Below are 26,403 nucleotides of genomic sequence, written 5' to 3' on the forward strand. Positions count from 1 at the left end.
TCGCGGCGGCGGTCTCCTCGCTCATGGCGAGACCTCCTTCAAGCGAGCGACCCGCGATCCAGGACGGATCACGTTCAAGTCGCTCTGCATGAACGAGGACTCGTGATTATGACGGGCTAGACGGCAGCGTCAATATTCCGTTCGGGAACGTTGTAATTCCTACGGCACGAGAAGCCTTGAAAAGCAAAAGCACTTCCCGCATAGTCAAAGCACATGAGATGGGTACAACTTGATACAGATACGTCAATAGCAACCTTGGAACAGACGAATCAACGCGGCTTCACTATCGTCGAGTTGCTGATTGTGATTGTGGTCATCGCAATACTGGCGGCAATCTCGATTGTTGCTTACTCGGGCATACAGAACCGAGCGAACGACAGTGCAGTCCGGAGTGATATGCGCTCAACATACGTCCGAATCCTGGAGTTCACGACGCTCAATGGGCGGCTCCCCACGTCTCAACCTGAGATCAATCAAACGTTTTGTGCATCCAGGGGATCCTATACCATGAGCGACGACTTCACATACGAAGACGAACTGGCCGCCGGTCGCGAGATCTGGAAACTGGTCTCGACCATTCTCGGCATGCCCGAGGGCACCGAGGACGCGCGCGAGTACTGGCCGGAGGCCATGCAAGGCACGGGACTGCTACTCGGCATGCTCTACAAGCTCGCCAACGAGCTGAACGAGCACCACAACGAGTGCGACGCGACGATGCCGGCGACGACGCGACATCTCATTCAGCAGGTACTCGCCCACGAAGATCTTATTCGAGATACATGGCAGAGCGCCTTGCACTGACTCGTGTTCGTCGCTCACCCACGGCCCGGGGCTCTGGCTATAAGCCGGACGCCTCGGGCCCGCAGTTCAAGAAGATGCTCCGCTACATCGACGAGCACCCCGACGTGAAGTACGTCATCCTCTACATGCGCTCCCGCGTCTTCCGAAACCACCTCGACGCCGCGATGGTCAAGCGGCAGCTCCGCGCCAAGGGTGTCGAGCTCGTTTCCGCCAAGGAGAACTTCGGCGACGGCTACATGGGCGATGCGATGGAAGCCATCACCGACGTCGTCAACGAGCTCCAGGTCCGCATTAGCGGTGAGGACATCAAGATCAAGATGGCCCACAAGGTCGAACGCGGCGGAACCGTCGGACGCGCCAAGCTCGGCTACCTCAACGCCCGCAAGGACTTCGACGGGCGCCTCGTCAACACCATCGACGTCGACCCGAACCGAGCACCGCTCATCCGCTGGGCATTCGAGCAGTACGCCACCGGACAGCACTCGATCACGCAGCTCCAGATGATGCTAGAAGATCAGGGGCTCACCACTCGGCCCTCGAGTAAGCGACCCGCCCGGCCACTGTCGAGCAGCCAGCTGGCGATCATCCTGCGCGACCCGTACTACACCGGCGTCATCCGCTACGAAGGTCGCCTCTATCCGGGACGCCACGAACCGATCATCGGCAAAGAGCTGTTCCTCGCAGTCCAGAAGGTGCTCGATGGCCGCAACCGCAAGGGCGATCGCGACCGCACGCACTTTCCACTTCCTTCGCGGACTCCTGTACTGCGCCGAGTGTCGCGAGGCAGGACGTGACAGTCGCCTTGTCTACAGCCAGAACACCGGCAACGGCGGCACCTACGAGTACTACGTCTGCACCGCCAAGCAGCGCGGCCTCTGCACCATGCGCACCGTCCGCCTCGACGAAGCCGAAGCAGCGGTCGCACGCGCCGTCGCATCGCAGCGATTCCCGGAGACCGAGCTGGCAGACATCCGCGATGAGGTGCGCCGCGCGCTCGTCGACATGCAGGCTGCCGACATCGAGGAGAAGGACGCACTCCGTGCGCGGCTCCGTACACTCGAAGAGCAGGAGGACCGCCTGGTCGAGCTCGCCGCCGAAGGCACCATCGCGAGCAGCAAGCTCCGCGACCGGCTGGAGTCCGTCACGATGCAGAAGGGCGCCATCGCCGAAAGTCTGGCCCGCACCGGCAGCCGCATCCAGCGCGGCGCCGACATGGTCTTCGCCTACGTCGACCTGCTTGATGATCCGGCCGAGCTGTACGAAAGCATCGTCGACAGCGCGAAGCGCGACTTGCTCGGCGCATTCTTCGACCGCATCGACGTCCTCGTCAGCGACGATGACCTGCGCATCTCGCCCCAGCGGACGGAGATCAACGAAGCGCTGCACGAGTGGAAGTCCCAGCACAGCTTCAACTCGCAGCCTGAGACTTTTGAAGAAACGAGAAGAGCCTCCCGCATTTCTGCGGAAGGCTCTCCTGCTGACCTAAACCGGCTCACTCAGTCCAAAGGTTTGAATAAGCCTGTATTGGTCGGGCTGACAGGATTTGAACCTGCGACCCCTTGACCCCCAGTCAAGTGCGCTACCAAGCTGCGCCACAGCCCGCGAGGCCCGACGAGCGGACCCCACTGCCCCGTCCGGAGCAGCCCGACCAGCATAGCGGACGCCGGACCCTCCCCGTGCACGCCCCGTGGAGCCGCCGCTCGTAGGGTGTCCTGATGCCCACCCGCACCACCCGTCTCGCCATCGCCCTGACGACCGCCGGACTGCTGCTCGGAGCCGCGGGCTGCACGGGAGCCGGGCCGGACACGCCCCGTGCCACGCTCGCCGCTGCAGCGTCGGACACGGTGACGGTCGTCGACCAGGCAGACGCCGCCGAACGGTCGGTCCGGGCGAGTCGCGCCCTCTTCGCGTCTACGCCGGGTGCCGTGGTCGCACCGGCCGACGACGCGAGTGCGGTCGCGGCGGCAGCGAAGGCGGCGGAACGCGCGCACGTGCCTGTTCTCGTGACCGACGGCGACGGCGACGACAGCCGCGCGGCGCGCGACGTCGCCCGAGAGCTCGACCGCCTCGGCGCCCGCTGGTACCAGGCCGAGGGCGACGTGACCCTCGACACTGACGTCGAGCAGCGGGAGGCGCCGGAGGGGACGCACGCGCCGGGCTCGACCCGTGCCTCCCGGCCGGTGACGGTGGTGGTGGCGGACCGTAGCGCGGACGCAGCGGTCGTCGCGACCGCACGCGCTGCCGGTGCACGCGTCGTGGCGATGCCCGACGGCGTCAGCGACCCGGCGGCCGCGCCCGACGTGGTGACGGCGCTGCACGAGCGGAAGGGCCACCCCACCGTGCTCGTGGGGACGACGTTCGACGCGCTGGCGGACCCGGACTGGACGGTGCGCGCCGCGGAGAGCGGCTGGCAGCTGCCGCACGGCGGTCAGCGCCCGTTCGACGGCCACCGCTACGTCGCCCTGTACGGCGCACCCGGCGCGCCGGTGCTCGGTGTCCTCGGTGAGCAGGACCCGGAGGCGACGGTCGCGCGGGCGGAACGGCTCGCCCACCGCTACGACGACGTGTCGGACGAGCCGGTCACGCCCGCGATGGAGGTCATCGCGACCGTGGCTGCTGGTGACGCCGGTTCGGACGGCGACTACTCGAGCGAGCTGCCGGTGTCGACGCTCGAGCCGTACGTGGACGCCGCGCACGACGCGGGGATGCCGGTGATCCTCGACCTCCAGCCCGGCCGGTCGGACTTCCTCGCCCAGGCGAAGCGCTACGAGTCACTGCTGTCGAAGCCGGGCGTGTGGCTCGCGCTCGACCCGGAGTGGCGGCTGACGAAGGACCAGGTGCCGCTCCGACAGATCGGCAGTGTGAGCGCCGACGAGGTGAACCGCACGGCGGACTGGCTCGCCGACCTCGTGCGGTCGAAGGGGCTGCCACCGAAGGCGTTCGTGCTCCACCAGTTCCGCTCGACGATGATCCAGGACCGCTCCTCGCTGGAGCAGCACCCGGAGCTCGACGTGCTCATCCACGTCGACGGGCAGGGGTCGCAACCGGAGAAGCAGGCGACGTGGAAGGCGCTGCACGAGGGCGCACCCGCCGACGTGCACTGGGGCTGGAAGAACTTCATCGACGAGGACCAGCCGATGCTGTCGCCGGAGCAGACGATGCGGGACGTGCGGCCGAGTCCGGCGCTCATCACCTACCAGTGAGGCGCCCTGTGGACAGGGGCACGTCCTCCACAGCCGGGAGGCTCGGGTCGGCTTCCGTCGGTCGCTCCTGACACGATGGGGTCATGGACTCCCCCGACACGGCTCCGACCGTCGACCCACCCGTCGCGGGTGGTGCGCTGCCCGCCGGCATCGCTCCGCCGTCGGCGGACATCGCGGCCGAGGCGCAGCAGGCGCTCGCTGCGCTCACGGGTCGGCCCGACGCGGTGTTCCACCCCGGGCAGCTCGAGGCGATCTCGGCGCTCGTGGAGCACCGGCAGCGTGCGCTCGTCGTGCAGCGCACCGGGTGGGGCAAGTCCGCGGTGTACTTCCTCGCGACGCTGTTGCTCCGGCGGCGCGGGGGTGGGCCGACCGTGCTCGTGTCGCCGCTCCTCGCGCTGATGCGCGACCAGGTGGCCGCGGCCGCCCGTGCCGGGGTGCGAGCGGTGTCGATCAACTCCGCGAACGCACACGAGTGGGGTGAGACGCAGGCGGCGCTCGCCCGTGACGAGGTCGACGTGCTGCTCGTCTCCCCCGAGCGGCTCAACAACCCGCGCTTCCGCGACGAGCAGCTGCCGACGCTGATCGCGCGCATGGGCATGCTCGTCGTGGACGAGGCGCACTGCATCTCCGACTGGGGCCACGACTTCCGCCCGGACTACCGGCGGCTCGCCGAGCTCATCCGTTCGCTGCCGCACGGTGTGCCGGTGCTCGCCACGACCGCCACCGCGAACGAGCGCGTGGTCGAGGACGTCGCCGAGCAGCTGACCGCCGGCCCGGACGACCCCGTGTTCACGATCCGCGGGTCGCTCGCGCGGGCGTCGCTCCGGCTCGGGGTGCTCACGCTGCCGGACGCACGGCAGCGGCTCGGCTGGCTGCTGGCCCACCTCGGTGACCTCCCCGGCAGCGGCATCATCTACACGCTGACGGTCTCCGCTGCCGAGGACATCGCGCGGCTGCTGCGCGAGAACGGGTACGCCGTCCGCGCCTACACGGGCCGTACGGACACCGAGGAACGTGAGCAGCTCGAGCAGCAGCTCAAGGGCAACGAGCTGAAGGCGCTGGTCGCCACGAGCGCGCTCGGCATGGGCTTCGACAAGCCGGACCTCGGGTTCGTCGTGCACGTCGGGGCGCCGTCCTCCCCCGTCGCCTACTACCAGCAGATCGGCCGTGCCGGGCGTGCGACCGACAACGCCGACGTGCTGCTCCTGCCCGGTCGCGAGGACACCGAGATCTGGCAGTACTTCGCCAGCGCGTCGATGCCGACCGAGCCGCGAGCGGCAGCGGTGCTCGACGCCCTGTCCACGTCCGGATCGGCTCTCTCCACCGTCGCGCTGGAGGGACTGGTCGACATCAAGCGGTCCACGCTCGAGCTCCTGCTCAAGGTCCTCGACGTCGACGGTGCCGTGCAGCGGGTCACCGGCGGATGGGTCGCAACGGGTCAGCGGTGGGAGTACGACGCCCCGCGGTACGAGCGGGTCGCCGCGGCCCGTGCTGCCGAGGCCGCGTCGATGCTCACGTACGAGTCCACGTCGGCGTGCCGGATGCAGCTCCTGCAGCAGGACCTCGACGACCCCTCCGCGGAGCCCTGCGGTCGCTGTGACAACTGCGCGGGTGTCTGGTACCCGGTCGACGTCTCGTCCTCCGATGCCTCGGGTGCGGCCGCTGCGCTCGACAAGGTCGGGGTCGAGATTGCGCCGCGCGCCCAGTGGCCGTCGGGCATGAGCGCGCTCGGCGTCCCGGTCCGCGGCAAGATCGGTGCCGACGAGCTCGTCGAGCCCGGGCGTGCAGTCGCCCGTCTGACCGACCTCGGCTGGGGCGGTCCCCTGCGTGCGCTCTTCGCCGCGACGACGCCCGACGGCCCGGTGTCGAAGGAGCTCGTCGACGGGTGCGTCCGCGCGCTCAAGGACTGGCCGTGGGTCGAGCGACCCACGGGGGTGGTCGCGATGTCGTCCCGGTCACGACCGTCGCTCGTCGCGTCCGTGGCCGAGGCCATCGCCACCATCGGTCGGCTGCAGTTCCTCGGGACGCTCGACCGGTCCGGGGGAACGCCACGGGGCGACGGCGCGACGAACAGCGCCTACCGGCTCTCCGGCGTGTGGGACACCTTCGTCGTCGGCTCGGAGTTGGCGGCCGCCCTGCAGTCGCACGAGGGGCCCGTGCTGCTCGTGGACGACCTCGTCGACAGCCGGTGGACCATGACGGTCGCGGGGCGGGAGCTCCGGCGGGCCGGGGCGTCGGCCGTGTTGCCGTTCGCGTTGGCGACGGTGGCCTGACCGCGCGGTCGGGCTCGCGGCCGCGCGCGGCGTCGGCTGCGCGCGGCGTCGGCTGCGCGCAACGTCGGTTCAGGCGCGGCGTCGGTTCAGGCGCGGCGTCGGTTCAGGCGTGGCGTCGGTTCAGGCGCGGCGTCGGCTGCGGGCGTGGCGCCGGGTCAGGCGGCGCCGAGCGCTTCCAGTTCGGCCACGGCGTCCGGTGGCAGGTCGAACCCGGCCGACGCGATGTTCTCGTGCAGGTGTTCCACCGACGACGTCCCCGGGATGAGCAGGATGTTCGGCGAGCGCTTCAGCAACCACGAGAGCGCCACCGTCAGCCGCGACACGTGCAGCCGGTCCGCGACCCGGTCGAGCGTCGCGTAGTCGATCGGCGAGAACCCGCCGAGTGGGAAGTACGGCACGTAGGCGATGCCCTGCTCCGCCGTCGCCTCGACCAGCGCCTCGTCCTCGCGCCGCGCCACGTTGAACATGTTCTGCACGCACACCACCGGGGCGATGCCCTGCGCTTCCGCGAGCTGCTCCGCCGTCACCGTCGAGACGCCGAGGTGCCGGATGACGCCCTGCTGCCGGAGCTCCGCGAGCGCCTCGAACTGCGGCGCCAGGCTGCCGGGCTCCGGCGCGTCGAAGCCACCGACCCGGAGGTTCACGACCTCGAGCTGCTCGAGCCCGAGTGTCCGGAGGTCGTCGTGCACCTGCTCGACCAGCTGCTCGGGTTCCCGCGCCTGGGGCCACCGCCCCTTGTCGTCCCGCCGGGTGCCGACCTTCGTCACGATGTGCAGTTCCTCGGGGTACGGGTGCAGGGCTTCGCGGATGAGTTCGTTCGTGACGTGCGGGCCGTAGAAGTCGGCCGTGTCGACGTGGGTGATGCCGGCGTCCACCACCGCACGGAGGACCCGGACCGCTTCGTCGTGGTCCTTCGGCGGGCCGAAGACGTTCGGGCCGGCAAGCTGCATGGCGCCGTACCCGAACCGGGTCAGCTCGAGGTCGTCGGCGAGGCGGTAGGTGCCACCGGGGAGCAGAGTGCTGGCGTCGTCGGTCATGCCCCGAAGCATGCGCTGCGATCCCCCGTGCGAGCCGTGGCAGGTCGTCCCCCGGTCACCGAGCGCCGTCGCGGGACCGGCGTCGGGTGGCGGACGCATCCCCCATCGGCCGGGAGGCACGGTGCGGGCCCGCACCGTGCCTCCCGGCCGACAGACGGCGCAGCCCGTCAGGCCGCGCCGATCGCGTCAAGCTCGGCCACCGCGTCCGCCGGCAGGTCGAACCCGGCCGACACGACGTTGTCGCGCAGGTGCGCGACCGACGAGGTGCCCGGGATCAGGAGCATGTTCGGCGAGCGCTGCAGCAGCCAGGACAGGGCCACGGTGAGCCGGGAGACCCGGAGCCGGTCGGCGACCGCGTCGAGCGCACCCGACTGGATCGGCGAGAAGCCGCCGAGCGGGAAGTACGGCACGTAGGCGATGCCCTGCGCGGCAGTGGCGTCCACGAGGGCGTCGTCCTCGCGGCGGGCCACGTTGTACATGTTCTGCACGCAGACCACGGGGGCGATCGTCTGCGCCTCGGCGAGCTGCTCGGCGTTCACGGTGGAGAGTCCGAGGTGCCCGATCAGCCCCTGCTGCTGCAGTTCGGCGAGCGCCTCGAACTGCGGCGCGATGCTGCCCGGCTCGGGAGCGTCGAAGCCGCCCATCCGGAGGTTCACCACGTCGAGCCGTTCGAGACCGAGGTTCCGGAGGTTGTCGTGCACCTGCTCGACGAGTTCGTGCGGCTCGCGGGCGTGCGGCCAGCCACCGTCGGCGTCGCGGCGGGCGCCGACCTTCGTCACGAGGTGCAGGTCCTCGGGGTAGGGGTGCAGGGCCTCGCGGATGATCTCGTTCGTGACGTGCGGACCGTAGAAGTCGGAGGTGTCGATGTGGGTGATGCCGAGCTCGACGACGGTGCGGAGCACCCGGACGGCTTCGTCGCGGTCGGCGGGCGGACCGAAGACGCCGGGTCCGGCGAGCTGCATGGCGCCGTACCCGACTCGGGTGAGTTCGAGGTCGTCGGCGAGGCGGTACGTGCCGCCGGGGAGGGTCGTGTTCGTCATGGACACCACGATGCGCGCGTGCTGCTCCGGCCGGCAGTCCCCTCGCGTCCCTGGGACCACGGGGACCAGGATCGCCCGCGCGGCGCGGTCGTAGCATCGGGACCGTGGACGACAACACCCTCGGCGAGTACCTCCGCGCCCGGCGTGCGCTCGTGCGCCCCGAGGACGCCGGCATCCGGGTGACCGGGGTCCGGCGGACGCCGGGGCTCCGGCGTGAGGAGGTGGCGACGCTCGCCGGCATCAGTGCCGACTACTACCTGCGGCTGGAGCAGGGACGGGACCGGAACCCGTCCGTGCAGGTCCTCGACGCACTCGCGCGGGTGTTCGGCCTCGACGGGGTGGCTCGGGACTACCTGCACGGCCTGGCGGGGGCCTCGCCGGCACCGCGGCGTCGGGCGATCCGCGCGGAACGGGTGCCGACCGGGACGCTGCAGTTGCTCGACGTCATCGGTCTGCCTGCCTTCGTCGAGGACCGCGCTTTCGACGTCCTCGCGGCGAACGCCCTCGCCACCGAGCTCGCCCCCGGGCTGCGGGCGGGCGAGAACCGGCTCCGCACGATGTTCCTCGACGACGCGGAGACCGCACGGTACCCGGACTGGCAGGACCAGATGGCGGGCATGGTCGCGGCCTTCCGGGCATCCATCGGCACCGACGTGCAGGAGCCAGCCGTCACCGCGCTCGTCGGCGAGCTGTCCCTCGGCAGTGAGGACTTCCGGCGCCTGTGGGCACGCCACGACGTCCGGCCGCTGAGCGGTGCCGCGGTGCGCATGTGGCACCCGGAGGTCGGCGCACTGGAGCTGCGTCGGGAGAAGCTCGGCATCGGTGGCACGGACGGGCAGCTCCTCGTGGTGCACCACGCGGAACCCGGGTCGGCCTCGGCGCAGGGGCTGGCGGTGTTGGCGTCGCTGGCGGCGTCGCGGGCGGCGTCCGGGTTCGAGGAGCTGGCGACCGGCGGTCCCGAGGACTGACCGTCAGGCGCCCTCCCGCCGTACGGGCTTCGGGAACGTCGACCGCATGTGGTCCGAGGTGAGCACGTCCCCGATCCCGATCATGAGGAGCGAGAACACGATCTGCTCGATGACCATCCAGAACGGGTAGAGCCCGGGGATCGCCGCGACGACGAGTGTGACGATCGGGAAGATCCGGCTGAACAACCGCAGCCGCTGGTAGGCCCAGTAGTACCCGAGCTGCGCCCGCCACGCGAACACGTACAGCGTCAGCGTGATGAGCAGCACGACGGTGGCACGGAACCACACCGCCCACGGCACGGTCTCCCCCGCGCGCGTCAGCAGGACGGCGACGACGATCGCGGTGAGGCCGACGACTGTCTCGGCGACGAGCAGCCAGCGGATCCAGCGGAACGAGCGGACGGTGTCGGGGTGCTCGAGCATGTCCTCGCGGATGACGTACCCGGCCTGCCGCCCACCGGCGAGGCGGTCGAGCCGCAGGCGGCACCACAGCCGGTCGGCGGCGGCGCCGAGGCCGTTGCTGGGGAGGGTCACCAGACCATGGTGCCGCATCCGGCGGGGCGGTCGTGCACCGTGCCTCCCGTCCGGTGCACGGTCGCGACTGCCTGGAGGCACGGCGTGCGCCCGCCCGCCACGCGGCGCGCGCCCGCCACGCGGCCCGCCGCGCGGCACGCGCCAACCATGCGGCGCGCCGGCCACGGATCGATCGGACACGCCGGCCCGTCAGACCGGGAGCAGCGTGGCCGTCGCGACCGTGCGGCCCTCCGCGTCCCGGAGTTCGAGCGTGGTGACCGGGTCGGGCAGCTGGTCGGCATCCGCCGCGGTGAGGACGAAGCCCACGCCCCGCACGCCCGGCGTGACGCTGCCCAGCTCCACGACGGCGCGGTCGTCCTCCGTGAACACGGCCCTGGTCGCAGCCCGAGGGAGCCGCGCAGCGCCGACGACGGTCACGGTCAGTGTGTCTCCGTCGGTGGCGAGCACCGTGGCGTGGCCGATCCGTCGACCGTCGGTCGTCCGGAGCGTCCCGGCGACCGGCGGCACGCGGCGCCACCACGGACCGGTGCCGGGCCCGTGGTCTGCTGCCGGCTGCTCCGGCTGGCCGTCCCCGGATGCGCCCCCGCCGGACGTCGCGCTGCTGAGTCCGTTCGTGGGACGGAGCGACCCCGGCCCCGGCGACGCGGTGGGCGCACCGGCCGTCGTGGTGGTCTCCGGGATCGAGCCGTCCGGGGCCGCGCCGTCGTCGCGTAGGACCCCGAGGCCGAGCGCGATCAGGCCGACGGCCGCGATCGCCGCTCCCCCGACCAGGAACCGCCGTTCACGCCTCATCGGGCGCAGGGGCGACAGCTGCGGTGTCGGTGGGCTGGGACGATCACACTCCCATGGTGCCGCATGCGTCCGTGTGACGACGCCCCGATCGGCAGGCGCGCCGGTCCCGTGTCGACGTCAGCGTCACTCCGTGAGGAAGAGCGCCGCACCCCCGATGATCCGGTCGTCGGTCTCGGGGTCCTCGGAGCCACGCAGGAGGACGAGGGAACGCACGTCGGCGGGGAGCCGCGTCGACGCCGGCACGTCGATGACCACGGTGGGCGCGACCTCGACCGTGCCGACGTCGACCGGCTCGCTGTGTTGCGCCCAGTACCCCCGGCGGTCTCCGACGACCTGCCCGTCGGAGAGCAGCACGCGCACCGAGCCGACGTCCACCGGTCCCTCGACGCTCGGCCACGCGACGTCGAGGTGGTCGATCCGGATCCGGAGTCCTCCGGCACCGTGTCGAGTGATCGAGACGTGCCCGGCGGCGTACCGGTCGATGGGGACGAGGTCGCCGGCCACGGGCGGGACTCGCTCCGCCCACGGCGCGGTCGGGTCGACGTCGGCGCCGGCCGGGGTCCGTGCTGCCACCGGTGTCGCCCCGGCGCCGCCCGGGGCGGGCGGACGTGACGACACCACGGCCCAGGACACCCCGCCGACCACCAGCAGGGCGACGCCCGCCGTCGCGAGCACGCGGTTCGGCGTGAGGCGTCGGCGGGCGTCGTCGGACACGATCGGAATCGGTTACCGCTTGCGGCGCTCGCGCACTCGCATGTTGACGTTGATCGGCGTGCCCTCGAAGCCCCAGACCTCGCGGAGGCGCCGGGTGATGAAGCGGCGGTACTGCGGGTCGAGGAAGCCGGTCGTGAACAGGACGAACGTCGGCGGCTGGCTCGAGGCCTGGGTGCCGAACAGGATGCGGGGCTGCTTGCCGCCGCGGACCGGGTGCGGGTGCTCCTGCACGAGCTCGGCGATGAACGCGTTGACCTTGCCCGTCGGGATGCGGGTGTCCCACGAGTCGAGGGCGGTCTCGAGCGCGGGCACGAGCTTCTCGAGGTGTCGACCGGTGCGCGCCGAGATGTTCACACGCGGTGCCCACGCGACGTGCGCGAGGTCCTGTTCGATCTCGCGCTCGAGGTAGCGGCGGCGGTCGTCGTCGAGCAGGTCCCACTTGTTGTACGCGAGGACCAGCGCACGGCCGGACTCGAGCACGAGGTCGATGATGCGGAGGTCCTGCACGGAGATCGGCTCGGTGACGTCGAGGACGACCACGGCGACCTCGGCCTTCTCGAGTGCCGCGGTGGTGCGGAGCGAGGCGTAGAAGTCGGCTCCCTGCTGCAGGTGCACGCGCTTCCGGATGCCGGCGGTGTCGACGAAGCGCCAGACCCGTCCGCCGAGCTCGACCTGCTCGTCCACCGGGTCGCGGGTGGTGCCGGAGAGCTCGTTGACGACGACGCGCTCCTCGCCCGCGGCCTTGTTGAGCAGCGAGCTCTTGCCGACGTTCGGGCGGCCGAGGATCGCGACGCGACGGGGTCCGCCGACCTCCTGCTTGGCGACCGCCGAGGTGTCCGGGAGGGTCTTCACGATGAGGTCGAGGAGGTCCGCGACGCCGCGGCCGTGCAGCGCGGAGACCGGGTGCGGCTCGCCGAGTCCGAGGTTCCAGAGCTCGTAGGCGTCGAGGTCGCGGCGGTCGTCGTCGGACTTGTTCGCGACGACGATGACCGGACGGTCGGTGCCGCGGAGCATCTTCACGACGTGCTCGTCGGTGGCGGTGATGCCGACGGTGACGTCGACGACGAAGAGCACGGCGTCGGCGAGGTCGATCGCGACCTCGGCCTGCGCGGCGACGGAGGCGTTGATGCCCTTCGCGTCGGGCTCCCACCCGCCGGTGTCGACGAGGGTGAACCGCTTGTCGTTCCACTCGGCCTTGTAGCTCACGCGGTCGCGGGTGACGCCCGGGACGTCCTGCACGACGGCCTCGCGGCGACCGAGGATGCGGTTGACGAGCGCCGACTTGCCGACGTTCGGCCGCCCGACGATCGCGAGCACCGGCAGCGCCGGCAGGAGGTAGGTGCCGTCCTCGCCGATCTCGGCGGCGTCGAGGAGCGCAACGTCCTCGTCGTCGAGCTCGTAGTCCTCGAGCCCGGCGCGGAGCGCGGTCGTCCGCTGCTCCGCCTCGGTCTCGTCGAGGTGGGCGAGCCGCTCGCCGAGGGCGGCGTCGTACTCGGGGAACTCGTCGTTCGCCGGGTTGTCGTTGTCCAGCTGGGCCATGGTGTGGGTTCCTCGCGTGCGGCCCGGTGGCCGCGGGTGATCAGTTCGTGGCCGTGCTTCGGGCCAGCTCGACGACCGCCTGCACGGTCTGGTCGAAGTCGAGGTCGGTGGAGTCGAGCGTCGTGACGCCGTCCGCGGCGTTCATGAAGTCGACGACCTTCGCGTCCGCGGCGTCCCGACGGGCGAGTGCTGCGGAGGTCTCGGCGGCCGACTGGGTCGTGACCTCGGCCGAGCGCCTGGCCATCCTAACCGACTCGTCCGCCGTGAGCAGGATGCGGACCTCGGCGTCGGGTGCGACGACCGTCGTGATGTCCCGCCCCTCGGTGATGATGCCCTGCGCGTCCGTGCGGCGCATGACCTGCCGGAAGAGCTGCACGAGCCGCTGCCGGACCTCGGGGAGCTTCGCGATGTGCGCGACCGCGCCGGTGACCTCGGGGGTGCGGATCGCGTCGGTGACGTCGGTCCCGTTCACCCGGACGAAGTAGTCGTCGGGGTCGGTGCCGATCTCGTAGTCGAAGGTGTCCCAGCTGGCGAGCACGGCCGCGGCGTCGTCGAGGTCGACCTGCTGCTGCAGAGCGTGCCAGGCCAGCGCGCGGTAGGCCGCGCCGGTGTCCTGGTAGCCGAAGCCGAGCGCACGGGCGGCGGCCCGGGACACGCTCGACTTGCCGCTGCCCGCGGGGCCGTCGACCGCCACCACGAACTTGGCGACGAAGGCACCGTCGGGCAGGCCGGAGGGGACCGGCGCGCTCGTGGAACCCGGCTCGCCCCCGCCCTGGCCGTCGAGGCCGCCCGCGATGTCGCCGCCGCCCAGCGGACCGGGCTGGTCGCCGGGCGTGGGGAGCCCCGAGTCGGGTCCGTCCGGACCGCCGGTCACGCCGGAGTCCTGCACCGCTCGGTTCGTGTCGTCGTTCAGGCCCATGCTGCTGCGATCCTCCATCCGCGGCCCTCGAGTTCCTCGACGAGTCGCTGTTCCTGCTCGGGCACGACCGACACCTCGACGATGCCGATCTGCGCGCCCGGTGAGTGCTCGAGGCGCATGTCCTCGAGGTTGATGCCGATCTCCCCGATGAACGTGAGGAGCGCGGCGATCTGCCCAGGGGTGTCGTCGACGAGGACGACCACCTGGGCGAAGCGCTTGGTGGTGCCGTGCTTGCCCGGGAGTCGCTCGACCCCGCGGTTGCCGGCCGCGATCGCCTCGGCGAGGGCGCGGGGCGACCCCGATCCGTGCGGGTCGTCGAGCGCGGCGAGCACGCGGTCGAGGTCGTCGCGGAGGTCGGCGAGCACCGGCCGGATGCGCTCGGCGTTCGCGCCGATGATCTGCACCCACAGCCCGGGGTCACTCGCCGCGATCCGGGTGACGTCCCGCACCCCGCCACCGGCGAGGCCGAGCGAGCCGTCCGGGGCGTCGCGGAGCCGGGCGGCCATCAGCGTTGACACGAGCTGCGGCGTGTGCGAGACGTACGCGACGGCGAGGTCGTGCGACTCCGGGTCCATCGGCACCACGGTCGCCCCGAGGTCGAGCGCGAGGTCCTCGACCACCGCGGCCTGCTGGTACGTGATGTCGTCGTGCCCGGCGATCACCCAGGGCTGCCCCACGAAGAGGTCGGCGCGGGCCGCCGTGGGACCGCTGCGCTCCCGCCCGGCCATCGGGTGCGACCCGATGTACCGGGAGACGTCGGCGCCCGCCGCCCGGAGTGCCGCGAGCGGCCCGGACTTCACGCTGGCGACGTCGGTGACGACCGCGCCCGGGTGGGCCGTGAGCTCGCGCTCGACGACGGTCGCGACGACGTCCGGCGGGACCGCGACCACGACGAGCTCGGGAGCGTCGCCGTCCGCGGGTCGGCGCCCGGCGCCGTAGTCGACGGCGAGCGCCAGCGCGGCGGGCGACACGTCGTCGAGGACGACGTCCACACCCTTCTCGCGCAGCGCCAGGCCGATCGACGCGCCGAGGAGACCGGCACCGACCACGCGCACGGGTCCGCGGAGCCGCCGGTCAATGTCCGGTTCGGCGAGCGGGGCGGGGGCGTCGGTCACCCGGCAAGCCTACCGACGCCTCAGTCCGTGGACTCCTCGTCCGCGTCGCCCTGTGGAGAACCCGATGCGTCGCGCGCGATGGCGAGGAGCTTGCCGAGCTCCACGGTGCTGAGTTCCCGCGTCTTGCCGATCGGCAGGCTCCCGAGGTGCAGCGGCCCGAACGAGCGTCGGACGAGTTCGAGCACCGGGTGCCCGACCTCGTCGAACATCCGACGGACGATGCGGTTGCGGCCGGAGTGCAGCGTGACCTCGACGAGCGACTCCCCACGGGAGGACTCGAGCAGCCGCACCTTGTCGGCGGCGATCGGCCCGTCCTCGAGCTCGACGCCGTCGAGCAGTCGCTGCACGGTCGCCGGGTTGACGTTCCCGTGCACCTTCGCGATGTAGGTCTTCGTCACCCCGAACGACGGGTGTGCGAGCACGTGCGCGAGGTCGCCGTCGTTCGTCAGGACGATGAGCCCCGAGGTCTCGGCGTCGAGCCGGCCGACGTTGAACAGACGTTCCTCGTACCGGTCGACGAACTCGGACAGGTCGCGGCGCCCCCGCTCGTCCTGCAGGCTCGACACGATGCCGACCGGCTTGTTCAGGACCACGTACCGCCGGGAGGTGTCGATCTGCACCGGCACCCCGTCCACCGCGATCGCGTCGGACTCCGGGTCGACCCGACGACCGAGGGCCTCCACGACCTCGCCGTTCACCGTCACCCGTCCCTCCACGATGAGGTTCTCCGCGACGCGGCGAGATGCCACGCCCGCAGCGGCGATCACCTTCTGCAGGCGCTCACCGTCGGCCTGGAGGCTCGGCGCGGCCCCGGCGGTCGCCGTTCCGTCCGCCGCGTCCCAGTCCGGGATGATCGGGCGCTCGGGCGTGCCCTCGAGGGGCTGGCCGTGCTGGTCGCGGGCACCCTCGGGCTCCGGGGTCGTGCGACGGTCGGTGCCGCGGGGGCCGACTGTCCGTCGCGTGTCGGGGCGCTGCCCGGCGCCCCGCGGACGGTCGCCGTTCCGCGCGGTCGTGGTGCCGCCGACGTAGCGGCGGCCGTTGTGCCAGACGGTGCTGGGCCTGCCGTCCGGGGACCGACGGTCCTCGCGGGCCGGGTCGCGGCGGCGGTCGTCGTCACGGCGGGGAGCGCTCTTGCGGTCGTCACGGCCGCGGTACCCACCGCCCGACGTGCCACGGTCGTCGCGGCCGCGGTGGCCCCCGCGGTCGGCGTCACGCCGGTCGTCACGGCCCCGGTACCCACCGCCCTGCCGGTCGTCACGGCCCCGGTACCCGCCGCCCTGCCGGTCGTCACGGCCGCGGTACCCACCGCGGTCGTCGTCACGGCGGACGAAGCCCCCGCGCTCGCCCTGCCGGCGGTCGTCGTCGCGGCTCACGAACCGCCCGCGATCGCCGCCGGACCGCTCGTCACGCCCGCGGTACCCACCACCGGACGACGGACGCTCATCACGCCCGCGGTACCCACCACCGGACGACGGACGCTCATCACGCCCGCGGTACCCATCAGCCGCGCCACGGTCGTCCCGGCGCTCGTACCCACCACGGCCACCGCGGTCACCGCGGTCACCGCGGTCTCCGCGGTCACCGCGCTCGTCACGCCCACGGTACCCACCGCGGTCGCCACGCTCGTCGCGGCCCCCGCCGCCGAACCGGCCACTCGCCCGGCCGGAGCCGGCGCTGCGGTCGCGTGACGGGCCTCCAGGCCGACCGGACCCGCCCCGCGGGCCGCCTCGTCGTTCTTCCTCATGCGCGGCCATCGGGGATCCCTTCGTTCTGCCCGAAGCCGTCCGCACCGTCGTCCAGGAGTGGCGAGATGAGCGGCAGCTCGTCGAGCGAGTTGATGCCGAGCTGCTGCAGGAGCAGGTCGGACGTGACGTAGTTGATGGCACCGGTCTCGGCGTCGGTGAACGACTCCTCGATGAGGCCGCGCGCGACGAGCGTCCGGACGACCCCGTCGACGTTCACCGCCCGGATCGAGGCGATCTGCGAGCGCGTGATCGGCTGCTTGTAGGCGACCACCGCGAGGGTCTCGAGCGCCGCCTGCGACAGCCGCGAGGGGCGCTCCTGCTCGACGAACTGCTCGACGACGTCGTCCAGCTCCTGGCGGACGTAGAAGCGCCAGCCGCCGCCGACCTCGCGGAGCTCGAAGCCCCGCCGGACCGTCCCGTCCACACCGTCGAAGTCGGCGACGAGCCGCTCGATCGCCTGGCGGACCGCGGGCACGGGCGCGCCCACGGCGGCACCGAGCGCGACGAGCGACTGCGGCTCGTCCGCGATCATGAGGATCGCCTCGAGCTGCCGGTCGACGGGGAGCTCCGGCCGGGCGGCACGGTCGTGCGCCTCGTGGATCTCCTGCTCGATGGCGCGGGCGTCTGCCAGCTCGTCCGCGCCACCGGGTTCGGCGCTCGACGAGTCGCGGGCGTGACCGTGCGCGTGGCCGTGCGCGTCATCCGTCATAGTCGGCTCCCAGGTTGGCGAGGCTCTCGTCGGACCAGTCCTCGGCGGTCCAGCGGAGCAGCAGTTCCCCGAGCGGCTCGACCTGCTCGAACGTGATGGACGCGTTGCGGTACAGCTCGAGGATCGCGAGGAAACGAGCCACCACGATACCCGTCTCGTGCACGCCGGCGACCAGCTCCCGGAACGAGACGTCCTCGTCGGCCCGGGTGCGGAGGATCGAAACCACGATCGCGGCCTGCTCCCGGATGCTGACGAGCGGCGCGTGCAGGTGGTCGAGTCCGACGGTCGGGATCTCCCGCGGGGCGAACGCCAGGGTCGCGAGCGCGGCGAAGTCCTGCAGCGAGAGCGTCCAGACGAGCTCGGGGGTGCGGGCGCGGAACCGCTCCTCGAGTCGGACGCTCCGGACGTGCCGACGCGACTCCTCGGTCCAGCGCGACCCGAACCAGTCCGCCGCCTGCTTGAACGCCCGGTACTGGAGCAGTCGGGCGAACAGGAGGTCGCGGGCCTCCAGGAGCGCCACGTCCTCGGCGTCGACGAGCTCCCCCTGGGGCAGGAGCCCCGCGATCTTCAGGTCGAGCAGGGTGGCCGCGACGACGAGGAACTCGCTCGCCTCGTCGAGTTCGTCGGCGGACTCGGCCTGGCGGACGTAGGCGATGAACTCCCCCGTCACGGCGCCGAGCGACACCTCGGTGATGTCGAGCTCGTGCTTCGTGATGAGCGACAGGAGCAGGTCGAACGGGCCGTCGAAGTTCGACAGGCGGACGCGGAAGCCCGGGGCCGTCTGCGTGCCCGCCGGCGCGACGGCGGTGCGGTCAGGGTCCTCCGGCTCAGGCGACGGCGCCACGCTCGACGAGCTCCCGTGCGAGCTGCCGGTACGCGTGCGCGGCGGCGTGGTCGGGCGCGGTCTGCGTGATCGGCCGCGCCGAGACCGTGGCGTCCGGGAACTTCACCGTGCGCCCGATGACCGTGTCGAGCACCCGGTCGTCGAACGTCTCGACGACGCGCTCCATGACCTCGCGCGAGTGCAGGGTCCGCGAGTCGTACATCGTCGCGAGGATGCCGTCGAGCCGCAGCGCCGGGTTCAGCCGATCTCGCACCTTGTCGATCGTCTCGATGAGGAGCGCGACACCGCGCAGCGCGAAGAACTCGCACTCGAGCGGGATGAGCACCCCGTGCGCCGCCGTCAGCGCGTTCACGGTCAGCAGGCCGAGCGAGGGCTGGCAGTCCACGAGGATTACGTCGTAGTCGTTCGCGACCTTCCGGAGGACGCTCGCGAGGATCTGCTCCCGCGCGACCTCGTTCACGAGGTGGACCTCGGCCGCGGACAGGTCGATGTTCGCCGGGATCACGTCGAGGTACGGCGTGTTCGTCGGCTGGATGACCTCGCGCGGGTCCTTCACGGCGCCCATGAGCAGGTCGTAGACCGTCGGGATGTCGTGCGTGCGGACCCCGAGCCCGGCGGACAGCGCGCCCTGCGGGTCGAAGTCGACGGCGAGCACCTTCCGCCCGTACTCGGCGAGCGCCGCCCCGAGGTTGATCGACGTCGTGGTCTTGCCGACGCCGCCCTTCTGGTTGCACAGCGCGATGATGCGTGCCGGCCCGTGCTGGTCGAGCTCCTCCGGGATCGCGAACTGCCGGACGGGTCGCCCCGTCGGACCGAAGGTGGTCTCGCCGGTTCCGGGGTTCGTCAACGGGTTCGTGCTCACGCGCCCCATGCTACCGGCGACCCGACGCCTCCCCGGGTGCACCGCCGGTGGTGCGGTTGACCTGCCGCGCCCCGACGCGACCCGCCCTGCGGGCGCGCGCCGTGCCTCCCGGCCGGCCGTGGACCGCACCCCGAGCACGTGGCGACCCGACCTGGAGGCCCGGATCACGCTGGGCGGATCGCCACCCGCATGCTGTCCACGCGGTCCGCGATCAGCGGGTCGGTCGACCAGCGCGCCTGCAACCGACCGACGAGCTCCTGCACCGCGGCCTGGTCGAGACCGGGGTGCAGTGCGAGGCCGACCGTGAGCTCGGCGCCCTGGAAGCGGCCGAGCGGATCCCCGGGGGCGAGCTCGACCCGCGCGACGGCACGCTCCCCCGCGACCGAGTCGGCGAAGGCCTGCGCGACCGCGGGGTCCTCGAAGCAGGGCGTCCACGGGAGGTCCTGCCCGAGCGCCCACACCGCGGGGCGGCGCAGCACGAACTCGGTGGGAGCGGTGGGGTCGAGCACGACGAGCTGCGTGTCCTCGCTCGCGGCCGCCATCGCCACGCGGCGGGACTCGACCGGCACCGGACGGGCCTCCGGGTCCCAGGAGCGCATGGCGTCGACGGAGGTGAACGCGGGCATCACCGCACGGCCGTCAGGCCCGGCGACCGTGACGATGGAGAGCTCCTGCGTCTTGTCGACGAGCTTGCCGGTGTCGGTGTGGCCGACGTCCCCCGCCTCGGCGACGAGCGGGATGAGGAGCCGCGCGGTCCGCAGTGCGTCGACGACCCCCGACTGCGAGGCCCCGTCGGCGACCGCACGGATCGCCGCGACGAGCCTCGGGTCGGCGAGGCCGTCGTCGTCCTCGAACGCCGTGTCGTGGTGGTCGAACGTCCGGCCGGACCAGGGGTTGCCGGCCGAGTCAGCGGCGCCGCCGGGGGTGTGGGCGTCGTCCGGACCGGTACCGCGGCCGTCCTCGGGGTCCGGACCGGTACCGCGGCCGTCCTCGGGGTCCGGACCGGTACCGCGGCCGTTCGAGATGCCCGACACGGTGGCTACGCCGAGGCGATCTCGAGCGCGGCGGGGAGCGTGAACGCCCCGGAGTAGAGCGCCTTGCCGATGATCGCGCCCTCGAGGCCGTGCGGCACGAGGGCCCGCAGGGCGACCAGGTCGTCGAGGGTCGAGATGCCGCCGGACGCCACCACGGGCTTGTCGGTGCGCTCGCACACCTGACGGAGCAGGTCGACGTTCGGGCCCTGCAGGGTGCCGTCCTTCGTGACGTCGGTCACGACGTACCGCGCGCAGCCCGCAGCCTCGAGGCGGTCCAGGACCTCCCACAGGTCGCCCGCGTCCTCGGTCCAGCCGCGGCTCGCGAGGGTCGTGCCGCGGACGTCGAGGCCGACCGCGATCTGCTCGCCGTACTGGCCGATGACGCGGTCCGCCCACTCCGGGTCCTCGAGCGCTGCCGTCCCGAGGTTCACCCGGGCGGCACCGGTCGCGAGCGCCGCCTCGAGCGAGGCGTCGTCGCGGATGCCGCCGGAGAGCTCGACCGCGACGCCCTCGACCTCGCGGACCGCGCGGGCGATGACCTCGCGGTTGTCACCGCGACCGAACGCGGCGTCGAGGTCGACGAGGTGGATCCACTCGGCACCCTGGTCGCGCCACGTCCGGGCAGCGGTGACCGGGTCGCCGTAGGAGGTCTCGCTCCCCGCCTCGCCCTGGGTCAGGCGCACGGCCTGGCCGTCGACGACGTCCACGGCGGGCAGGAGGACGAGGGGCTGGGATGCGGTGCGGTCGGTCATGGTCCTGTCGGGGTCGCGGGGTCGTCGGGTCTCGGGCGCGTCAGAGGGCCTGGACCCAGTTGCGGAGCAGCTGGATGCCGGCCTCGCCGGACTTCTCCGGGTGAAACTGGGTCGCGGTGAGGGGGCCGTTCTCCACCGCGGCGACGAACCGCTGCCCGTGCTCCGCCCAGGTGAGCTTCGGCTGCCGGAAGGGGCCGTACGCCTCGAGCGGGAAGTCGGTCACGCCGTAGGAGTGCACGAAGTAGAACCGCTCGTCCCGCAGTCCGTCGAACAGCACCGAGTCCTCCGGCGCCTCGACCGTGTTCCACCCCATGTGCGGCAGGACCTCGGCCTGGATCTCCTCGACGGTGCCGGGCCACTGCGCGAGACCCTCGACGTCGACGCCACGCTCGACACCGCGCGAGAACAGCACCTGCATACCGACGCAGATGCCGAGCACGGGACGGCCACCGGCCAGGCGGTGGTCGACGATCTCGCCGCCGCGGACGGACTCGAGCTGGTCGACGACCGCGCCGAACGCGCCGACGCCCGGCACGAGCAGGCCGTCGGCCTCGAGCGCGGTGCGCTTGTCCGCGCTGAGCGTGACCTCGGCGCCCGCGCGTTCGAGGGCCTTGGCCGCCGAGTGGACGTTGCCCGAGCCGTAGTCGAGGACGACGACGTTCGGCTTCGCGGTCACAGGGTGCCCTTCGTGCTCGGGATGCCGTCGACGCGGGGGTCGAGCTCGACGGCCTTCCGCATCGCACGGGCGAACGCCTTGAACTCGGCCTCGGCGATGTGGTGCGGGTCTCGCCCGCCGAGGACCCGCACGTGCACCGTGATGCCGGCGTTGAGCGTGATCGCCTCGAAGACGTGGCGGACCAGCGAGCCGGTGAAGTGCCCGCCGATCCGGTGGAACGCGAAGCCCTCGGGCTCGCCGGTGTGCACGAGGAACGGGCGACCCGACACGTCGACGACGGCCTGCGCGAGGGCTTCGTCGAGCGGGACCAGTGCGTCGCCGTAGCGGCCGATGCCGGACCGGTCGCCGAGGGCCTGACGGAGCGCCTGCCCGAGCACGATGCCGGTGTCCTCGACGGTGTGGTGCGCGTCGATGTCGGTGTCACCGGTCGAGCGCACGCGGAGGTCGATCAGCGAGTGCTTGCTGAACGCCGTGAGCATGTGGTCGAAGAACGGCACGCTCGTCGAGATGTCGGAGGAGCCGGTGCCGTCGAGGTCGAGCTCCAGCTCGATGCTCGACTCGCTCGTGCTCCGGCTGATCGAGGCGGTGCGGGCGGTCATGCGTCAACCCTAACCGGGGGCTGGACCGCGGCCACGCGGCGCATGGCGTCGAGGAACGCAGTCGTCTCCTCTTCCGTCCCCGCGCTCACGCGGAGGTGGTTCGGGATCCCGAGGTCGCGCACGATGACGTCCTCGTCGAGCAGCGCCTCGAACGCGGCGTGCGGGTCCGCGACACCGCCGAACAGCACGAAGTTCGACCACGACTCGTAGGTGCGGTACCCCATGTCCTGGAGCTCGGCGATCATCCGGTCGCGCTGCTGCTTGATGTCGTCCACCATCGCGAGCATCGCCGGGGCGTGCCGGAGGGCTGCCACCGCGGCTGCCTGGGTCAGGGCGGACAGGTGGTACGGAAGGCGGACGAGCCGGAGCGCGTCGATCACCGCCGGGTGCGCGGCGAGGTACCCCACTCGTGCGCCCGCGAACGCGAAGGCCTTGCTCATGGTGCGCGAGACGACGAGCCGCTCGCGACCCGGCAGGAGCGTGAGGGCGCTCGGGGCGTCGTCGGGCATGAACTCGGCGTACGCCTCGTCGACCATGACGATCCCGTCGGTCGCGTCGTACGCTGCCGCGATCGTCTCGATCGGCAGGGGCGTGCCCGTCGGGTTGTTCGGTCCGCAGAGGAACACGATGTCGGGCTGGTGCTCGGCGATCGCGGCGGTCACCGTCTCGGGCGAGATGCCGAACTCGGCGTCGCGCTCGGCGGGGATCCACCGCGTGCCGGTGCCGGACGCCAGGATCGAGTGCATCGAGTACGTGGGCGGGAAGCCCAGCACGCTCCGACCCGGGCCACCGAAGGCCTGGAGGAGCTGCTGCAGCACCTCGTTCGACCCGTTCGCTGCCCAGAGCTGCTCAGGCGTCAGTCGCGCGGCCCCTTCGAGTCCCCCGTTGAGGTAACCGGTCAGCGACCGACGGAGCTCGGTGAACTCGCGGTCCGGGTAGCGGTTCACGGTGGCGAGCGCCTGCCGGATCGACGCGACGATGTCGTCGGCGACCTCGGCCGGGACGGGATGCGTGTTCTCGTTGACGTTCAGCTGGACGCGCACGTGCTTCTGCGGAGCGCCGTAGGGGCTCTGACCGCGCAGGTCGTCTCGGATCGGGAGGTCTTCGAGCGTGAATGCCACCGATCCATCGTAGGCCGCCCGGACTGCTCGGAGACCGGCCGTCCAGACGGTTGCCGTGCGGCGCGCGGGATCTCCTCTCCGCGTTCGTGCGCAGGGACCTCCGTCGCGCGACCGTGCGCTGGGCCTACTTCGCGTCGGCCTACTTTCCGTCTGTCTACTTCGCGGCGACGTACTTCGCGGGGATCGCGATCTTTTCGCCCGCCTGGAGTCCCGCACCGTCGAGCGCGTTGAGCGTCACCACGTCCTGCACGAAGTCGCGCGGGTCGGCGTTGGGAGCGGTCTCCTCCGCCAGCTGCCACAGCGTCTCACCAGGCTGGATCGTGACGGTCTCGAAGTGCGCGGACCCGGACCCCGAGGCGTCGCCGGCGGAGGCGCGTCCGCCGTTGAGGACGGCGAGCGCGACGATCAGCAGGATCGGGAGCGCAGCGAGGGTCGTGAAGACGATCCGCCCGCGGCGCGTCAGGCGCAGGCGCGTACGCACGGCGGGAGCTGCGTGACGCTGGGGCTCAGCGATGGCGATGGTGCTCATGTCGTTCTTGCCTTCCCGTTCGGTGATCCGAAGTCGTGTACCGAACATAGTTTCGAACCGGTGGCTGCACAAGTCCCCAGGGAGGATTTCTGCAGGGATTTCTCGCGACACGCTCGAACGAATGTTTGTCCGGGCATCGGCGGTCGGATACTGTTTCGACCGACTGGGACAAGTCAAGCGGGGACCACCGACATTCCCGCCGGGCCGTGTCCCGCACCGACGAAGGGTGAGACGACGTGGCGGACGAACTGCGCGGACAGAAGCCGCTGACGCCGAAGCAGCAGGCGATCCTCGACGCCATCCGCGCGTCGATCGCCAGCCGGGGCTACCCGCCGAGCATGCGGGAGATCGGCGACGCGGCCGGCCTCTCCTCGCTCTCGAGCGTCTCCCACCAGCTCGGACAGCTCGAGCTCGGGGGCTGGATCCGTCGCGACCCGAACCGCCCCCGCGCGCTCGAGGTCCTGGTCGACGAGCCCAGCGCCGACGCCGACGGGCCCGACGTCGACGCGACCACGCTCGTGCCGCTCGTCGGCCGCATCGCCGCGGGTGTCCCGATCACGGCCGAACAGCACGTCGACGAGATCATCCCGCTGCCCCGCCAGCTCGTCGGCACGGGAGACCTCTTCATGCTCAAGGTGGTCGGTGAGTCGATGATCGACGCCGCCATCTGCGACGGGGACTGGGTGGTCGTCCGCTCACAGCAGACCGCCGAGAACGGTGACGTCGTCGCGGCCATGCTCGACGAGGAAGCCACCGTCAAGGTGTTCCGGCAGCGCGACGGTCACACGTGGCTGCTCCCCCGCAACTCCGCGTTCGAGCCGATCCTCGGCGACGCCGCCACCGTGCTCGGCAAGGTCGTCGCGGTCCTCCGCTCGATCTGACGCGCTGCGTCGACGCCGCCGCGCGCTGCCCGTGAGCCGCGGCGGTTCCGAAACCACGAAACCGACATCGAACCAGTCCTCGAGGCTGGTTCGATGTCGGTTTCGTGGTTCGAAGCAGTGGTGAGCGGACCCGCCGGACGCGCGCCGTGCCTCCAGGCCGGGGCGCGCCTGCGCGTCAGGACGCGACGGGCGTGACGACGAACGGGTCGAGCTCCGCGACCTGCCGCTGGAACACCCGCACCTGCAGTCGGGTGCCGTCCTCCACGTAGTCGACCGACTCCACCGCACCCGCGTCGTGCAGCGACGACACCAGGTCCCCTCGGTCGTACGGGATCACCACGGTGAGCGACACGTCGGGCTCGGGCAGTCGGTCCTCGATCGCGGCGAGAAGCTCCGGGATGCCCTCACCGGTGCGGGCGGACACGAACACGGCATCCGGCACGAGACCGCGGAGCACGAGCCGCTGCGACTCGTCGACCAGGTCCGCCTTGTTGAACGCGACGATCTCGGGGATCTCCCGGGCGCCCACGTCGCCAATGACCTCGCGGACCGTCGCGAGCTGTGCGGCGGGGTCGGGGTGCGAGCCGTCGACCACGTGCACGATGACGTCGGCCTCGCCCACTTCCTCGAGGGTGGACCGGAACGCCTCGACCAGCTGGTGCGGGAGGTTCCGCACGAACCCGACCGTGTCGACGAAGGTGAACTCACGGCCCTTGGCGGAGTTCGTGCGTCGGACGGTCGCGTCGAGGGTGGCGAACAGCTGGTTCTGCACCAGCACGCCCGCGCTCGTCAGACGGTTGAGGAGCGACGACTTGCCGGCGTTGGTGTAGCCGGCGATCGCGACGCTCGGGACGTCGTTGCGGTGTCGGTCGGCGCGCTTGGCCTCCCGCGCGGGGCGGAACCCGGCGATCTGTCGACGGAGCTTCGACATCCGCGTGTGGATGCGGCGACGGTCGAGCTCGATCTTCGTCTCACCAGGGCCACGGGAACCCATGCCCGCACCGCCGGAGACCTGACCGCCGGCCTGCCGGGACATCGACTCACCCCAACCGCGGAGACGCGGGAGGAGGTACTGCAGCTGCGCGAGTTCGACCTGGGCCTTGCCCTCGCGGGTCTTGGCGTGCTGGCTGAAGATGTCGAGGATCACGGCCGTGCGGTCGATCACCTTCACCTTCACGACGTCCTCGAGCGCACGACGCTGGGAGGGCGCGAGCTCGGTGTCCGCGATCACGGTGTCGGCTCCGGTGGCCTTGACCACCATCGCCAGCTCCTCGGCCTTGCCCTTGCCGAGGTAGGTCGCGGGGTCCGGCGTCGGCCGGCGCTGCAGGAGCCCGTCGAGCACGACGGCGCCGGCGGTCTCGGCGAGGGCGGCGAGCTCGCGGAGGGAGTTCTCCGCGTCCTGGGCGTCACCCTGCGGGTACACACCGATGAGGACGACCTGCTCGAGCCGGAGCTGCCGGTACTCGACCTCGGTGACGTCCTCGAGTTCGGTGGAGAGGCCCGTGACACGGCGCAGGGCCGCACGGTCCTCGCGGTCGTACTGGTCGCCGTCGCCCGTCCAGCCGTGGTCGTCCACGGAGCGGGTCTGGATCGCCTGGGCCGGGGCGAAGATCGATGAGGTGGCGCGCTGGTCGGCGTTGCGCAGCACGCGCTCGACGACACCGCCGGCGCTGTCGTCGTGGGACTGGTGGTTCTGCTGAGGGGTATCCGTCATCC

At 71.7% G+C, this 26,403-nt stretch carries 27 protein-coding genes, 1 tRNA gene and 1 pseudogene; 8 read left to right on the forward strand and 21 right to left on the reverse strand.

Annotated features, from left to right (window positions below):
* Positions 1-213 precede the first annotated feature (213 nt).
* The 4 genes and pseudogenes from QPJ90_RS17735 to QPJ90_RS16740 form a co-directional block, all read left to right on the forward strand.
* Positions 214-330, forward strand: a pseudogene (locus tag QPJ90_RS17735) (prepilin-type N-terminal cleavage/methylation domain-containing protein); the annotation flags it as partial.
* Between the two features lie 177 nt (positions 331-507).
* A complete protein-coding gene (locus QPJ90_RS16730; protein ID WP_290132266.1) occupies positions 508-801 on the forward strand; it encodes a hypothetical protein in 294 nt (97 codons plus the stop codon).
* A complete protein-coding gene (locus QPJ90_RS16735; protein WP_290132267.1) occupies positions 780-1,595 on the forward strand; it encodes a recombinase family protein in 816 nt (271 codons plus the stop codon). Before QPJ90_RS16730 ends, QPJ90_RS16735 begins: the two co-directional genes overlap by 22 nt.
* On the forward strand, positions 1,501-2,364 hold the full coding sequence (locus tag QPJ90_RS16740) for a zinc ribbon domain-containing protein (RefSeq protein ID WP_290132268.1): 864 nt from the start codon (positions 1,501-1,503) through the stop codon (positions 2,362-2,364). Before QPJ90_RS16735 ends, QPJ90_RS16740 begins: the two co-directional genes overlap by 95 nt.
* Here the strand turns inward: QPJ90_RS16740 and QPJ90_RS16745 are convergent.
* Positions 2,327-2,403, reverse strand: a tRNA-Pro gene (locus QPJ90_RS16745). The two genes, QPJ90_RS16740 and QPJ90_RS16745, sit on opposite strands and share 38 nt — an antisense overlap.
* A 113-nt stretch (positions 2,404-2,516) precedes the next feature.
* On the opposite strand from QPJ90_RS16745, the gene QPJ90_RS16750 reads away from it, so the two are divergent.
* Together QPJ90_RS16750 and QPJ90_RS16755 are read left to right on the forward strand one after the other, a co-directional pair.
* Positions 2,517-4,004, forward strand: coding sequence for a hypothetical protein (locus tag QPJ90_RS16750; RefSeq protein WP_290132269.1), 1,488 nt, complete (start codon positions 2,517-2,519; stop codon positions 4,002-4,004).
* Positions 4,005-4,087: 83 nt separating this feature from the next.
* On the forward strand, positions 4,088-6,277 hold the full coding sequence (locus tag QPJ90_RS16755; RefSeq protein ID WP_290132270.1) for a RecQ family ATP-dependent DNA helicase: 2,190 nt from the start codon (positions 4,088-4,090) through the stop codon (positions 6,275-6,277).
* Between the two features lie 155 nt (positions 6,278-6,432).
* On the opposite strand, the gene QPJ90_RS16760 is transcribed toward QPJ90_RS16755, so the two are convergent.
* Positions 6,433-7,314, reverse strand: a complete 882-nt coding sequence (locus tag QPJ90_RS16760) for an oxidoreductase (RefSeq protein ID WP_290132271.1) — start codon at positions 7,312-7,314, stop codon at positions 6,433-6,435.
* 167 nt (positions 7,315-7,481) lie between these two features.
* On the reverse strand, positions 7,482-8,354 hold the full coding sequence (locus QPJ90_RS16765) for an oxidoreductase (RefSeq protein WP_290132272.1): 873 nt from the start codon (positions 8,352-8,354) through the stop codon (positions 7,482-7,484).
* Positions 8,355-8,458: 104 nt separating this feature from the next.
* Between QPJ90_RS16765 and QPJ90_RS16770 the strand changes: the two genes are divergently transcribed.
* Positions 8,459-9,322, forward strand: a complete 864-nt coding sequence (locus QPJ90_RS16770) for a helix-turn-helix transcriptional regulator (RefSeq protein WP_290132273.1) — start codon at positions 8,459-8,461, stop codon at positions 9,320-9,322.
* Between the two features lie 3 nt (positions 9,323-9,325).
* On the opposite strand, the gene QPJ90_RS16775 is transcribed toward QPJ90_RS16770, so the two are convergent.
* The 17 genes from QPJ90_RS16775 to QPJ90_RS16855 all read right to left on the reverse strand — a co-directional run bounded on the left by QPJ90_RS16775 (position 9,326) and on the right by QPJ90_RS16855 (position 23,806).
* The gene (locus tag QPJ90_RS16775) at positions 9,326-9,856 is read right to left on the reverse strand and encodes a hypothetical protein (RefSeq protein WP_290132274.1); all 531 of its coding nucleotides are present in this window, start codon (positions 9,854-9,856) and stop codon (positions 9,326-9,328) included.
* 189 nt (positions 9,857-10,045) lie between these two features.
* Positions 10,046-10,648, reverse strand: a complete 603-nt coding sequence (locus QPJ90_RS16780) for a hypothetical protein (protein WP_290132275.1) — start codon at positions 10,646-10,648, stop codon at positions 10,046-10,048.
* Positions 10,649-10,771: 123 nt separating this feature from the next.
* Positions 10,772-11,362, reverse strand: coding sequence for a hypothetical protein (locus QPJ90_RS16785; protein WP_290132276.1), 591 nt, complete (start codon positions 11,360-11,362; stop codon positions 10,772-10,774).
* Between the two features lie 12 nt (positions 11,363-11,374).
* Complete coding sequence (der, locus tag QPJ90_RS16790; RefSeq protein ID WP_290132277.1) at positions 11,375-12,901, reverse strand: ribosome biogenesis GTPase Der; 1,527 nt, start codon at positions 12,899-12,901, stop codon at positions 11,375-11,377.
* Positions 12,902-12,941: 40 nt separating this feature from the next.
* Positions 12,942-13,598: a (d)CMP kinase gene (cmk, locus tag QPJ90_RS16795; RefSeq protein ID WP_290134263.1), complete on the reverse strand. Its 657-nt coding sequence runs from the start codon at positions 13,596-13,598 to the stop codon at positions 12,942-12,944.
* 212 nt (positions 13,599-13,810) lie between these two features.
* Positions 13,811-14,935 carry a prephenate dehydrogenase gene (locus QPJ90_RS16800; protein WP_290132278.1) on the reverse strand — a complete coding sequence of 375 codons (1,125 nt, stop codon included), beginning with the start codon at positions 14,933-14,935 and terminating at the stop codon, positions 13,811-13,813.
* Between the two features lie 20 nt (positions 14,936-14,955).
* Entirely contained in the window at positions 14,956-15,711 is a 756-nt protein-coding gene (locus QPJ90_RS16805) for a pseudouridine synthase (protein WP_290134264.1), read from the reverse strand.
* A gap of 593 nt (positions 15,712-16,304) precedes the next feature.
* Positions 16,305-16,679 (reverse strand): hypothetical protein, encoded by a 375-nt coding sequence (locus QPJ90_RS16810; protein WP_290132279.1) that lies wholly within the window; start codon positions 16,677-16,679, stop codon positions 16,305-16,307.
* Positions 16,676-17,389 (reverse strand): SMC-Scp complex subunit ScpB, encoded by a 714-nt coding sequence (gene scpB / locus QPJ90_RS16815; protein WP_290132280.1) that lies wholly within the window; start codon positions 17,387-17,389, stop codon positions 16,676-16,678. The genes QPJ90_RS16810 and scpB overlap by 4 nt, the downstream gene beginning before the upstream one ends.
* On the reverse strand, positions 17,379-18,146 hold the full coding sequence (locus tag QPJ90_RS16820) for a ScpA family protein (protein ID WP_290134265.1): 768 nt from the start codon (positions 18,144-18,146) through the stop codon (positions 17,379-17,381). Before QPJ90_RS16820 ends, scpB begins: the two co-directional genes overlap by 11 nt.
* Before the next feature lie 70 nt (positions 18,147-18,216).
* Complete coding sequence (locus QPJ90_RS16825; RefSeq protein WP_290132281.1) at positions 18,217-19,095, reverse strand: ParA family protein; 879 nt, start codon at positions 19,093-19,095, stop codon at positions 18,217-18,219.
* A gap of 164 nt (positions 19,096-19,259) precedes the next feature.
* Positions 19,260-20,129, reverse strand: coding sequence for an SseB family protein (locus QPJ90_RS16830; RefSeq protein WP_290132282.1), 870 nt, complete (start codon positions 20,127-20,129; stop codon positions 19,260-19,262).
* A 5-nt stretch (positions 20,130-20,134) separates the two neighbouring features.
* A complete protein-coding gene (gene priA, locus QPJ90_RS16835; RefSeq protein ID WP_290132283.1) occupies positions 20,135-20,881 on the reverse strand; it encodes a bifunctional 1-(5-phosphoribosyl)-5-((5-phosphoribosylamino)methylideneamino)imidazole-4-carboxamide isomerase/phosphoribosylanthranilate isomerase PriA in 747 nt (248 codons plus the stop codon).
* A gap of 40 nt (positions 20,882-20,921) precedes the next feature.
* Positions 20,922-21,557 carry an imidazole glycerol phosphate synthase subunit HisH gene (gene hisH / locus QPJ90_RS16840; RefSeq protein WP_290132284.1) on the reverse strand — a complete coding sequence of 212 codons (636 nt, stop codon included), beginning with the start codon at positions 21,555-21,557 and terminating at the stop codon, positions 20,922-20,924.
* Positions 21,554-22,156 (reverse strand): imidazoleglycerol-phosphate dehydratase HisB, encoded by a 603-nt coding sequence (hisB, locus tag QPJ90_RS16845; protein WP_290132285.1) that lies wholly within the window; start codon positions 22,154-22,156, stop codon positions 21,554-21,556. The genes hisH and hisB overlap by 4 nt, the downstream gene beginning before the upstream one ends.
* The gene (locus QPJ90_RS16850) at positions 22,153-23,277 is read right to left on the reverse strand and encodes a histidinol-phosphate transaminase (RefSeq protein WP_290132286.1); all 1,125 of its coding nucleotides are present in this window, start codon (positions 23,275-23,277) and stop codon (positions 22,153-22,155) included. Before QPJ90_RS16850 ends, hisB begins: the two co-directional genes overlap by 4 nt.
* Positions 23,278-23,431: 154 nt before the next feature.
* Complete coding sequence (locus QPJ90_RS16855) at positions 23,432-23,806, reverse strand: LysM peptidoglycan-binding domain-containing protein (protein WP_290132287.1); 375 nt, start codon at positions 23,804-23,806, stop codon at positions 23,432-23,434.
* A gap of 236 nt (positions 23,807-24,042) precedes the next feature.
* On the opposite strand from QPJ90_RS16855, the gene lexA reads away from it, so the two are divergent.
* A complete protein-coding gene (lexA, locus tag QPJ90_RS16860) occupies positions 24,043-24,687 on the forward strand; it encodes a transcriptional repressor LexA (protein WP_058725107.1) in 645 nt (214 codons plus the stop codon).
* 175 nt (positions 24,688-24,862) lie between these two features.
* Here the strand turns inward: lexA and hflX are convergent, their stop codons facing one another.
* On the reverse strand, positions 24,863-26,401 hold the full coding sequence (hflX, locus tag QPJ90_RS16865; protein ID WP_290132288.1) for a GTPase HflX: 1,539 nt from the start codon (positions 26,399-26,401) through the stop codon (positions 24,863-24,865).
* Positions 26,402-26,403 lie beyond the last annotated feature (2 nt).

This window comes from Curtobacterium sp. 458, from assembly GCF_030406605.1.
GTDB lineage: Bacteria > Actinomycetota > Actinomycetes > Actinomycetales > Microbacteriaceae > Curtobacterium.

What these genes read in the sequence shown, in the direction of transcription:
- QPJ90_RS16730 (WP_290132266.1), top strand. Translation starts at nt 508, where the DNA reads ATGAGCGACGACTTCACATACGAAGACGAACTGGCCGCCGGTCGCGAG.
- QPJ90_RS16735 (WP_290132267.1), top strand. Translation starts at nt 780, where the DNA reads ATGGCAGAGCGCCTTGCACTGACTCGTGTTCGTCGCTCACCCACGGCC.
- QPJ90_RS16740 (WP_290132268.1), top strand. Translation starts at nt 1,501, where the DNA reads ATGGCCGCAACCGCAAGGGCGATCGCGACCGCACGCACTTTCCACTTC.
- QPJ90_RS16750 (WP_290132269.1), top strand. Translation starts at nt 2,517, where the DNA reads ATGCCCACCCGCACCACCCGTCTCGCCATCGCCCTGACGACCGCCGGA.
- QPJ90_RS16755 (WP_290132270.1), top strand. Translation starts at nt 4,088, where the DNA reads ATGGACTCCCCCGACACGGCTCCGACCGTCGACCCACCCGTCGCGGGT.
- QPJ90_RS16760 (WP_290132271.1), bottom strand. Translation starts at nt 7,314, where the DNA reads ATGACCGACGACGCCAGCACTCTGCTCCCCGGTGGCACCTACCGCCTC.
- QPJ90_RS16765 (WP_290132272.1), bottom strand. Translation starts at nt 8,354, where the DNA reads ATGACGAACACGACCCTCCCCGGCGGCACGTACCGCCTCGCCGACGAC.
- QPJ90_RS16780 (WP_290132275.1), bottom strand. Translation starts at nt 10,648, where the DNA reads ATGAGGCGTGAACGGCGGTTCCTGGTCGGGGGAGCGGCGATCGCGGCC.
- der (WP_290132277.1), bottom strand. Translation starts at nt 12,901, where the DNA reads ATGGCCCAGCTGGACAACGACAACCCGGCGAACGACGAGTTCCCCGAG.
- QPJ90_RS16810 (WP_290132279.1), bottom strand. Translation starts at nt 16,679, where the DNA reads ATGAGGAAGAACGACGAGGCGGCCCGCGGGGCGGGTCCGGTCGGCCTG.
- scpB (WP_290132280.1), bottom strand. Translation starts at nt 17,389, where the DNA reads ATGACGGATGACGCGCACGGCCACGCGCACGGTCACGCCCGCGACTCG.
- priA (WP_290132283.1), bottom strand. Translation starts at nt 20,881, where the DNA reads ATGACCGACCGCACCGCATCCCAGCCCCTCGTCCTCCTGCCCGCCGTG.
- hisB (WP_290132285.1), bottom strand. Translation starts at nt 22,156, where the DNA reads ATGACCGCCCGCACCGCCTCGATCAGCCGGAGCACGAGCGAGTCGAGC.
- QPJ90_RS16855 (WP_290132287.1), bottom strand. Translation starts at nt 23,806, where the DNA reads ATGAGCACCATCGCCATCGCTGAGCCCCAGCGTCACGCAGCTCCCGCC.
- hflX (WP_290132288.1), bottom strand. Translation starts at nt 26,401, where the DNA reads ATGACGGATACCCCTCAGCAGAACCACCAGTCCCACGACGACAGCGCC.